Origin of the sequence: Pseudoroseomonas cervicalis ATCC 49957, from assembly GCF_000164635.1 — a bacterium.
In the GTDB taxonomy this organism is placed as follows: domain Bacteria; phylum Pseudomonadota; class Alphaproteobacteria; order Acetobacterales; family Acetobacteraceae; genus Pseudoroseomonas; species Pseudoroseomonas cervicalis.
This window is the reverse complement of the sequence record NZ_GG770777.1, coordinates 326736-329546: the sequence shown is the minus strand read 5'-3', so window position 1 is coordinate 329546 and position 2811 is coordinate 326736. Positions and strand designations below refer to the sequence as shown.

3 protein-coding genes, 2 tRNA genes and 1 pseudogene are annotated in these 2811 nt (G+C 68.7%); 3 read left to right on the top strand and 3 right to left on the bottom strand.

All coding sequences use genetic code 11. From position 1 onward, the window contains the following. Both HMPREF0731_RS01395 and HMPREF0731_RS01390 read right to left on the bottom strand, forming a co-directional pair. Window positions 1-357: TolC family protein (locus HMPREF0731_RS01395; RefSeq protein WP_007002198.1), on the bottom strand; the 357-nt coding region annotated here is incomplete at its 3' end. 145 nt (window positions 358-502) lie between these two features. Further along, window positions 503-1162: a protein-L-isoaspartate O-methyltransferase family protein gene (locus HMPREF0731_RS01390; protein ID WP_007002197.1), complete on the bottom strand. Its 660-nt coding sequence runs from the start codon at window positions 1160-1162 to the stop codon at window positions 503-505. A gap of 267 nt (window positions 1163-1429) precedes the next feature. On the opposite strand from HMPREF0731_RS01390, the gene HMPREF0731_RS23950 reads away from it, so the two are divergent. The 3 genes from HMPREF0731_RS23950 (at window position 1430) to HMPREF0731_RS01380 (ending at window position 2221) form a co-directional block, all read left to right on the top strand. Continuing rightward, window positions 1430-1777, top strand: a complete 348-nt coding sequence (locus HMPREF0731_RS23950) for a MarR family winged helix-turn-helix transcriptional regulator (protein ID WP_157135880.1) — start codon at window positions 1430-1432, stop codon at window positions 1775-1777. Window positions 1778-1891: 114 nt separating this feature from the next. Next, a tRNA-Cys gene (locus HMPREF0731_RS01385) sits at window positions 1892-1965 on the top strand. A gap of 180 nt (window positions 1966-2145) precedes the next feature. Next, window positions 2146-2221, top strand: a tRNA-Asn gene (locus tag HMPREF0731_RS01380). Window positions 2222-2300: 79 nt separating this feature from the next. On the opposite strand, the pseudogene HMPREF0731_RS01375 reads toward HMPREF0731_RS01380, so the two are convergent. Continuing rightward, window positions 2301-2811 (bottom strand): annotated as a pseudogene (locus HMPREF0731_RS01375) (hypothetical protein); the annotation flags it as partial.

The following is a 2811-nucleotide window of genomic DNA, read 5'->3' as shown; positions in this document are numbered from 1 at the left end:
TGTCGCCGCGACCGTGCGGCCACCGCTGTAGACCGGCTGGGTCAGCGTCGCCTGCGCGCCGGCCGTGGTGCGGTCCGCATCGCTGTAGAAGCCGCGGTTGCGCGTCGTGCCCTGCACATAGCCGGCATTGCCGGCCACCGTCACGCTCGGGCGCCAGCCGGCCAGCGCCTGCGGCACGTTCTCATCCACCACGCGCAGCTGCGCGCGGGCCGTCTGCAGCGTCGGGTTGTTCGCATAGGCCTGCGCCAGCGCCTCCTGCAGGCTCTGCGCCCAGCCCGTGGCAGGGGCAAGCAGCGCGGGCGCCAGAATCGTCGCCGCCAGCAGTGTCGGGCGAAGGGAGGAAGGAAGGCGGGGCACCGGCACACTCCTTGGCAATCCGGGCCTCAGGCTCCGGCGGCCAGCACCCTAGCGAAGCCGGCCGGGCACGGCCAGCCATGTTGCATCGCGGCATCCACGCAGCGGCGCGGGGGTGGCGCCGGGGCCACGCCCGGCGCCGGTCTTGTCAGAGGGCGAAGCCCGGCTGCTTCTGGAACTCCGGCAGCGGCGCGGTGCGGCAGTCGAAGGCCTCGGTGACGCTGAGCGTGCCGCCCAGGCGGCGGCCCAGCACGGCGCTGCCGGAGCGGCCCGGCGGCTGGCGGATGGTGACCAGCCGGCCACCCTCGGCCAGTTGCTCGGTCAGCGCCGCCGGAATGGCGGGCACCTGCCCCTCGATGAGGATGACATCATAGGGCGCATCCTCCGCATGGCCGGCAGCGGCCGGGGCCTCGACCAGCTGCACGCTGCCCGGGGCCAGGGACAGGCCGGCCAGCACCTGCCGCGCCTGGGCGGCCAACAGCGGATCATTCTCCACCGCCGTCACCTTGGCGCCGAGCCGCGCCAGCAGCGCCGCGCTGTAGCCGGTGCCGGCGCCGAGCAGCAGCACCGCCTCGCCCGAGCGGATCTGCGCCAGCTGCAGCAGGCGGGCCAGCATCATCGGCTGCAGCATCACCCGGTCGCGGCCAAGCGGCACATCGGCATCGGCATGCGCCCGCGCCGCCTGGCCGGGCGGCACGAAGAGATGCCGCGGCAGGTCCAGCATGGCGTTGATGATGCGGGAATCGGTGACCTTGTTCGGGCGCAGCTGCCCGTCCACCATCCATTTGCGCGCGGCCGCGTAATCCATCGCCTGCTGTCCTCGACTGCCGGGGCATGGGGCGGGGGCCCACGCCGTGGCGGCGGTTATAGGCGCGGCCTCCCTTGCGGCCAAGCGCGAGGCACGCCGCAAGAACTCTTCGGCTGGCAAGCGGCATGTCCAGGCCCTGGGCTTCCGCCTAAAGCTTGGCTAAAAACTTGCCCCCTTGTCTTGACGCGCCGAATTTCCGGACAGCTCGAGATTTTTCAAATTATTCTCTATTTTAAAAATTATACATAAAAATTTGAGAGATCGTGCATGAATAATATAACAAAACTTATTAATGCAATTGAAAAAATACGGGGCGAATTGCGCGGCGATGTAGAAGCACAGACCATCATAATTCTGTTGCGGGTTGCCGAGGCAGGCACCATCCGGATGTTGGAATTGCAAAAAATGCTTGGCATTGGCGGCTCAGCGATGAGCCGGAATGTCGGCCTTCTTGGCTCAACCGGGTATCGCAACGGGGTCAAGCAGGTCGTTGCTGAAGGACTTGGCCTCATGGTCACCTTCGAGGATCCCGCTGACCGACGGCAGAAGCTTGTGTCCATTACCCCCAAGGGTCGTGCGGTCGTGGCAAGGGCGCTCGATTGCTTGGAGCGATAGGAATCCCAGGATGCAGCGGCCAAGCGTGAGACACCCCGCCACGCGCTTTCCCGCTCCGCCAGCCGCGCGGCGCTCTGGACACCATCCCGTCGCTCGGCTAAAGCGCCCCTCCATGGTCGGTTGGCCGAGTGGTTAGGCTCAGGACTGCAAATCCTGCCACGCCGGTTCGATTCCGGCACCGACCTCCAGAATTCTCGAGGCTGACACTCCAGCCAAGCGCAGCGAAGCCGCCCCGACCGGGCGGCTTTTTTGTTGGCGCGCGTCGCAGCGCCCGCGGCTTTTCCAAAAAAAGCACGCAATGGCGGAATGATGACGAAGCCCTCTTGCAGCCCCCCGCCCGCCCGGCTATTAGCCCCGCCACACGCTGATCCCCGATAGCTCAGCTGGTAGAGCACGCGACTGTTAATCGCTAGGTCGTTGGTTCGAGTCCAACTCGGGGAGCCAATCGGAAAGGGCGCCGGAAACGGCGCCCTTTTTCGTTGTGCTGCGTGGAGAGGGCGCCGCCCTGGCGACACCCCTGCCCTCAGCCGATCCGCCCGGCCGCCCCCGGCGCGATCCAGGCCAGCTGCCCCGCGGAAAACACCGCCAGCGGCGCCGGCCGCGCCGGATCGACCAGCACCACATCGCCGCGCAGCCCGGCCTCCAGCGCGCCGCGATCGGTGAGCCCCGTGGCGCGCGCCGGGTTGGCGCTGATCAGCGCCCAGGCGGCCGGCAGGTCCAGCACGCCGCGCCCGGCGAGGACGAAGGCCGCCTCCAGCAGGCAGGGCCAGACATAGTCGGAGGCCAGGATGGTCACCACGCCGCGCTCGGCCAGCGGCGCCGCGCTGGCCCAGCCGAGATGGCTGCCGCCGCGCACCACATTCGGCGCGCCCATCACCACATCCTCCCCCGCCGCGCGGGCGGCCAGCGCCACCTCTTCCGCCATCGGGAATTCGCAGATGCCGGCGCCCAGAGCGCGGAACAGCGCCCGCTCCTCGATGGTCGCATCATCATGGCTGGCGATGGCGATGCCGGCGGCGCGGGCGGCCTCGGCC